Raw genomic sequence first — 6676 nt, 5'->3', positions numbered from 1 at the left:
GTTAGTTTGAGGGGGTTAGCTGTCAGGATTTTAGGGGCGATTCTGGCCGTGAATCTGGACAGATTATACAACTTCACAGGTGGTGGGAACTAGGGTTTATTATCATATATCAGCAACGTGAGTATTGAAAGTGAGGGTGACTTAATAAAAACACCTGCTATAGAGGGCATGCCCTCTCAGTGGGGCCAGGTTGGAGAGGACACTATTGAAATTTTAAGTGATGTGAAGCTCTACAATCCTAACCCCTTCCCGCTCCCGCTTTTTGGAATTAGGTACACAATAGATGCTAATGAATATCGACTAGCTCAGGGAGAACTTTTAGAGCGGGTTACGATACCTGCCAATGGAAGAGCAACTGCCAAGATAAAGACATTGGTTGATACAACAGTCTTACCTAATGTGATCGCAGAACACATAAATAGAGGAGAAATGAGTGAGTTGACTCTAAAACTGGCATTAAATGTGAAAGTGCTTAATAGGGATGTCACTTTCGAGTTACCGACGGTTAAAAAAACAGTAGAAACGAACATTGTAGAAGAACTAAATTGGGCCCTCTCTGGGTAAACATTTAAATTCCTTTTTATATTTTTAGTTGGGGGTGAGAGATTATGAACTTGCTTGAAGTTCACAATCATTTAAATAAAATTTGGGGCGAGATTTTTAGGATGAATGAGGAACTTAAGGAGAAGCTCCTCCCCATGGGATTCAAAGTGGAGCCTGTTGAAGAGGTTTTTAATGCGTATATTTATTTAGAAGGTGAATGGAGAGAGATGATTTATCCACACCCTGCTTTCGAAATAAAACCTCAGGGAGAGGTTGGGGCCACTATTCAAAGCTTTTATTTTGTATTTGGGATTCCCAAAGAGAAAATAACTAAGGAGTTTACATTTGAGTTCCTGAAAATGTTTCCCAGAAGTTATATTTATGGAAGTGAAAACTTTCTGGAGGATATTTACAATCATGACAATCCCAAATCCCCTGATGAAGTTTATAGGCTCATCAAAGAAAGCCAGGAGGAAATATTGCAGTTTGAAGTGGAGGAAAAAGAGGCATCAGAGATCGAAGAGAAACTCTTTGATTTTATAAGATTGGCGAAGGAATACAATGTGCTGGAGATCTAAGGTGATCTCATGTATAAAGAAGCATTTCCAGTGGAACTTCAGCGATATTATTATGGGCTCTTTGGAGCTGAGGCAGAAGGCATTATGAAATCTCTTAGAGAGCCTGTGGAGAAATATTACATCAGGGTGAATACTCTTAAGATTAGTAGAGATAAGCTTATCCAAGAGCTTCGAAAAGAAGGCCTCCAGCCAAAGAGGAGTCCATATCTGGAGGAAGGCATATACTTCGAGCGGCAGGGCCCTAATTTTCCTGATGATTATAACCCCAAGCTCCCTACGGTTGTCGCGAACAAATTTGCTTCTGAAAGTGTTTATCAAGGAGCACAACTCTATGCGCCTGGAGTTTTGAAGGCAGATAAGGGAATTAGAGAAGGAGATCAAGTCCAAGTAAGAGACCCAAAGGGGCTTTTGGTGGGGATAGGTATTGCAAGGATGAATGCCAAAGAGATGATAATATCCACAAGAGGAATCGCGGTTGAAGTGACCTTACCAAAGTTTAAACTCCCAAGTCTAAGCGAATTAAAGAGTTATGAAAAAGGCTATTTCTACGCACAGAGCTTACCTTCAATGGTTGTTTCTCATGTTTTGGATCCCAAAGAGGAAGAGCTTATAATAGACATGACCGCAGCTCCTGGGGGAAAAAACTTCACATATATCACAATTACTCGAAAATAGGGGTGAAATACTGGCCATTGATAAGTCCAAGAATAGACTCTCAAAAATGAAAAATGAACTTGAGAGATTGGGAGTAAAAAACGTTAAATTGGTCCAAATGGACTCGAGAAATCTACCTGAGCTTGGTATTCAAGCAGATAAAATTTTATTAGATGCTCCGTGCACAGCTTTGGGAGTTAGGCCTAAACTCTGGGAGACAAGAACGCCGAAGGATATAGAAGCAACCGCTAGATACCAAAAACACTTTATAAATGCAGCGATAAAAAGCCTTAGAAGAGGAGGTGTTTTAGTTTATTCAACCTGCACTTTAAGTTATGAAGAGAATGAAGGAAATGTCAAGTACATGCTGAAAAAGGGCTTAAAACTAGAAGAACAGAAACTCTTTATTGGATCCCCTGGTATTGAGATTAATAAGGTCCAGCGCTTTTATCCCCACAAACACAAGACACAGGGATTCTTTATAGCGAGATTGAGGAAGGTGAGCTAATGAAGAAAAGAGATGGGTTATTAATCGGGGTCGGGATTGTTGTAATTTTGGCCTTAATATGGTGGGCCGGTATAGATGAAACGATTAATCTTATACTCCAAGCTGATTTGAGGTTTCTCCTTTTAGCCTTGGTTATGCAACTTCTTGCAACTCTTGCTTGGACTTTTAGATGGAGAATTTTTCTAAAACGTGCAGAGGTCGTTGTAAGAACGAGGGATATTTTGATGGCCACATTGGTGGGAATATTTGCAAACAATCTCACTCCTGGGGCTAGAGCTGGTGGGGAACCCGCTAGAATGTATGTGATAACGAAAAGGTCCAACAGCACTTATGGACAGGTATTCGCCACTATAATGGCAGATAGAATTTTGGACGTAATTCCAGTATTATTGTTCACCCTCATAGCGTTTAAATATGCACTTTCATTAAAAATAAAACTTTTACTATCTGTTCTATCACTTTCTACTGCGGTACTTCTCGTGATAGTGGTTATAAGCCTCTTGATATCTTTAAATGAGAACTTGGCATTTAGATTGTTATCAAAAATAACAAACCTTGTTAAGCGTGTATTCCCGGAGAGATTTGTAGGGATAGAATCAACGATTGAAGAAAGACTCAAAAAGTCGATCTTTGAGTTTAGGGAAACTTTTATCGAACTTTCAAAAGATCCTGTTGTCATGGGTAAAACATTGTTCTATTCCCTTGCTTTGTGGATATTCATGCTCCTCCGTGCTTATTTCATTTTTGAGAGCATTGGATATCACCTTGAAATCTATAAAATTTTGATGGTTCAAATGGCAGGAATAGCATTGGGAATGATAAGTATTCTCCCTGGAGGGGTTGGAATAACTGAAGCTGTAAATTCAGCTCTCTATTTAAGTTTAAGAATTGATAAAAGTCTAGCTGTAAGTGCAACAGTCTTAGATAGGTTTATATCTTTTTGGCTCCCAACAATTATTGGAGGCGGACTTAGCATATATTTAGGAACAAAATCCGCTCATAAGAGTGTGAGAAAATGAAGTTTGGGATAGCAGCTCGTAGAGATCGTGAAGAAGCATTAAAATTGGCATATAGAGTCTACGATTTCCTTAAAGTTAGCAATTGTGAGGTTTATGTTGACAAAGAGGCTTATGAGCACTTCCCTCATTTTTCTCCGGAAGACGTTCTGCCACTGGAAAAGATGGACGTGGATATGATAATTGTAATCGGAGGGGATGGTACTGTACTTAGAGTTGATCATAAAACTTCAAAGGATATTCCCATTTTAGCTGTCAACATGGGGACTTTAGGATTTTTGGCAGAGGTAGAACCTGCTGAAACTTTTTTTGCAATTTCAAGGGTTCTTGAGGGGGATTATTTTATAGACGAGAGAATGAAAATCAGGACTTTTGTTGAAGGCTTTAACAATATACCCGATGCACTTAACGACATTGTAGTTTTAACTGGAATTCCGGGCAAGATAACCCACCTCAGATACTACATCGATGGAGAGCTTGCCGAGGAGATAAGGGCTGATGGGTTAATAATATCCACGCCAACAGGTTCAACCGCTTATGCCCTTTCAGCTGGTGGTCCTTTAGTTGACCCTCGTTTACATGCGATTTTGTTGGTTCCCCTAGCTCCGGTAGCATTAACTGCGAGGCCTCTTGTAGTTCCTGATTACTCTACTATAGACATAGAAGTGTTGACCGAAAGGGAAATTATTCTCACAGTTGATGGTCAGTTTTATGTCCAATTACCTCCTCGCTTAAAGATAAGGGTTGAAAAATCTCCAAGAAAGACGAAATTCGTGAGGTTTTCAAAAAGAATTTATCCAAAATACACGTTGAAAATAAAGAAAAAGTTTTAAATTACCATGTTACTTCCATTTCATCAGTTCTGAACTTTTGCTTGACTATTGTTTCTTCAAGATCAAACTTTATGCCGGCTTTGAACATTCTCAATCCGGTATAGGCTATCATCGCTCCGTTGTCCCTGCACAAATCGTATGGGGGAACGAAGAATTTCACGCCTCTATCTTCACACATTATTCCAAGCATCTCTCTCAGGCGATTGTTTGCTGCCACTCCCCCTACAAGGACTACCTCCTCTTTTCCAGTGTGAGCTACTGCTCTTTCGGTAACCTCAACTAAAGCGGCAAATGCTGTTTCCTGGAAGGAATATGCCAAATCCTCGGCCCTGTATTTCCCGCTCTTGTATTTTCTCACCGCTTCTGTCAAAATCCCAGAAAAGCTCAAGTCCATACCTTTAACTGCGTGGGGGAGTTCAATATATTTTTCTCCTTTTTGGGCAAGTTTTTCGATTTTTGGTCCTCCGGGGAATCCCAGGCCTATCTCTCTTGCAAAGGTATCGATGGCATTACCTATGCCTATATCGAGGGTTTCTCCAAAAACCCTGTATCTCCTGCCTTCCAAAGCCAGCACCTGGGTATTTCCCCCGCTTACGTAAAGACCAACCGGGTCTTTTACTCCAAACATTTTTGTAATTTCCACATGGGCGATGCAGTGATTGACTCCAACGATGGGTTTGTTGTATCTTATGGCCAAAGCCCTTGCAGCCGTTGCCACAACTCTCAAAGCGGGCCCTAATCCAGGCCCTTGGGAGAAGGAGATTATATCTACATCTTCCATGCCAATTTTAGCTTCTCTAAGGGCTTTTTTCAAAAGAGGTCTCAAAAGCTTTGCATGATGTTCAGCGGCTTCCTTGGGGTGTATACCTCCTTTTTCGGTTGTTAGAGTGTCAAATACATTGGCGAGAACTTTTTCTTCTGTCACGATTCCTATGCCAAGGGTGTGTGCCGTTCCTTCAATGCCTAATGCTATCATCAAAGGGAAATATTTGATGGGGATTTAAAAGTGTTGTTAATTTTTAATTCAATTCTTCTAGAGTTTTATTGGAACAAGAGTAATTTTTGCTTGAATTCCTCTATGGGGCTAAAAGGCTGAAAACACTCAATATAATACGGTTTTAGTCCTCATTTATCTCTTCATTGCTCTTCCGAAGTATTGGCAGAAACTTAAATCCAGATACTCCTACTGCTACTCCCTAGTAAAGCCTTTTTATAATTTCTTCGGGTGGTGAATCTACTAGTGTAATAAGAGGAATTTCTAACAGTGTGTATGCTCCGGGAGGCAACTTCATAGTAGCTCTTGCTGAACTCACCATAACCTGAGCTGTAGTGGCGGGGTTATTTACTTTTATGTCGAATTTCAAAACTTGATTCGGAGAACCAATTGTCTTCCCGTACCTTTCTAATAGAACTCCATGCCCTTCACTTTTTACTCTCTCGAGTTCCTTATAGGTAGATACAAATTTTACGCGTGTTTCATCATGAACAAAATAGGAGTCCTGTTTTATTTTTTGTTCTAGTGTTTTTCTGTCTGCGTTCTCTTTAGGTAGAACGTATACTAAACGCATGTGTAAGCCATTTCCTTTGGGGATAGTGTAAGAAACAGCATCTACTACTTCTTCAAATGCTTTTAACGCTGTACTGTGCCCCATACTCATCCCAGGCCCAAAATTTGTAAATGTGATCCCATTTGGTGCGATTAATTCCATCAAAAATCTAATTATTGAATCTGTTCCAGGGTCCCATCCAGCGCTAATTACGGCGACACTATTATGTTCTTTGGCTATTGATGTTGCCTTCTCTTTATACTCCCAGATCTTATCATGGATATCATACGAATCTACAGTGTTCATACCTAATTTTAGCAATGAAGAAGTAGTTTCTGGCACTAACCTTGATGGAATACAAAGTAAGCATACATCAAGCTCTTCCTTTACACTTGGAATTTCAGTCAAAGAGTACATTAGTTCACATGCTTTGGGATACTTTGCATTATATTTTTCTTTGTACTTTTGTACATCACGGACAAAAATCCCTCTAACTTTCATGTCTTTTTGTTCTTCTACTCCAAGATAAGCATATTGTCCAACGTTTCCAAATCCTATAATCCCTATTTTTATTTTCTCTGACATGTCAATCCCATCATCATTTGTTACAAAAAATGAAAAATTCAGAAAAGCTCGACATACTTGCCGAGAATTTCTAGAATCTTGTAAGTGGCCTTTACTACAATCTCTGCGTTCTCATGTATTAAGTTGCCCTCTTCATCAAGGGTTCCTAGTCCTGGGGAGAGCATTATATTAGCATCGTATGCTATGGTTGGTATGATACCCATAACTTTCATTCCTTCTTGGATTAGGTTTGATCCTGCGTACATATTTTCGATTGTGAATATTGGGATTCCTAATCCCTCATCCCAAGTTTTTTCATAGTTTACTTTCACTGCGGGCGTGTTTAGTTTCACCCCCTGTTATTTAAACAGTATTTGACTCTGAGGAGGATTTTCAGACCATAACACATTACCCCAAGCAGGATTCGGGTTAC

General features: G+C 39.8%; 7 protein-coding genes and 2 pseudogenes. 6 read left to right on the top strand and 3 right to left on the bottom strand.

The genetic code is table 11. From position 1 onward, the window contains the following. From PWP39_RS09415 to PWP39_RS09390, 6 genes and pseudogenes are all read left to right on the top strand, one after another. Positions 1 to 93 (top strand): annotated as a pseudogene (locus PWP39_RS09415) (IS982 family transposase); the annotation flags it as partial. A gap of 24 nt (positions 94 to 117) precedes the next feature. Then, positions 118 to 564, top strand: coding sequence for an LEA/WHy family protein (locus PWP39_RS09410; RefSeq protein WP_288073554.1), 447 nt, complete (start codon positions 118 to 120; stop codon positions 562 to 564). A gap of 44 nt (positions 565 to 608) precedes the next feature. Continuing rightward, positions 609 to 1121 carry a DUF3201 domain-containing protein gene (locus tag PWP39_RS09405; protein ID WP_288073552.1) on the top strand — a complete coding sequence of 171 codons (513 nt, stop codon included), beginning with the start codon at positions 609 to 611 and terminating at the stop codon, positions 1119 to 1121. A 9-nt stretch (positions 1122 to 1130) separates the two neighbouring features. Beyond that, positions 1131 to 2283: pseudogene (locus tag PWP39_RS09400) on the top strand (NOL1/NOP2/sun family putative RNA methylase). Continuing rightward, positions 2283 to 3302: a flippase-like domain-containing protein gene (locus tag PWP39_RS09395; RefSeq protein ID WP_288073551.1), complete on the top strand. Its 1020-nt coding sequence runs from the start codon at positions 2283 to 2285 to the stop codon at positions 3300 to 3302. Before PWP39_RS09400 ends, PWP39_RS09395 begins: the two are co-directional and overlap by 1 nt. Next, on the top strand, positions 3299 to 4132 hold the full coding sequence (locus PWP39_RS09390) for an NAD(+) kinase (RefSeq protein WP_288073550.1): 834 nt from the start codon (positions 3299 to 3301) through the stop codon (positions 4130 to 4132). Before PWP39_RS09395 ends, PWP39_RS09390 begins: the two co-directional genes overlap by 4 nt. 1 nt (position 4133) lies before the next feature. Here the strand turns inward: PWP39_RS09390 and PWP39_RS09385 are convergent, their stop codons facing one another. The 3 genes from PWP39_RS09385 to PWP39_RS09375 all read right to left on the bottom strand — a co-directional run bounded on the left by PWP39_RS09385 (position 4134) and on the right by PWP39_RS09375 (position 6596). Then, positions 4134 to 5108 (bottom strand): bifunctional N(6)-L-threonylcarbamoyladenine synthase/serine/threonine protein kinase, encoded by a 975-nt coding sequence (locus tag PWP39_RS09385; RefSeq protein WP_288073549.1) that lies wholly within the window; start codon positions 5106 to 5108, stop codon positions 4134 to 4136. Between the two features lie 220 nt (positions 5109 to 5328). After that, positions 5329 to 6264, bottom strand: coding sequence for a diaminopimelate dehydrogenase (locus tag PWP39_RS09380; RefSeq protein ID WP_288073548.1), 936 nt, complete (start codon positions 6262 to 6264; stop codon positions 5329 to 5331). 38 nt (positions 6265 to 6302) lie between these two features. Beyond that, positions 6303 to 6596, bottom strand: a complete 294-nt coding sequence (locus PWP39_RS09375) for a hypothetical protein (protein WP_288073547.1) — start codon at positions 6594 to 6596, stop codon at positions 6303 to 6305. Positions 6597 to 6676: the final 80 nt, after the last annotated feature.

The organism is Pyrococcus sp., from assembly GCF_030153625.1.
Classification (GTDB): domain Archaea; phylum Methanobacteriota_B; class Thermococci; order Thermococcales; family Thermococcaceae; genus Pyrococcus; species Pyrococcus furiosus.
The sequence above is the reverse complement of the archived record's forward strand: the minus strand, read 5'-3'. Positions and strand labels throughout refer to the sequence as shown.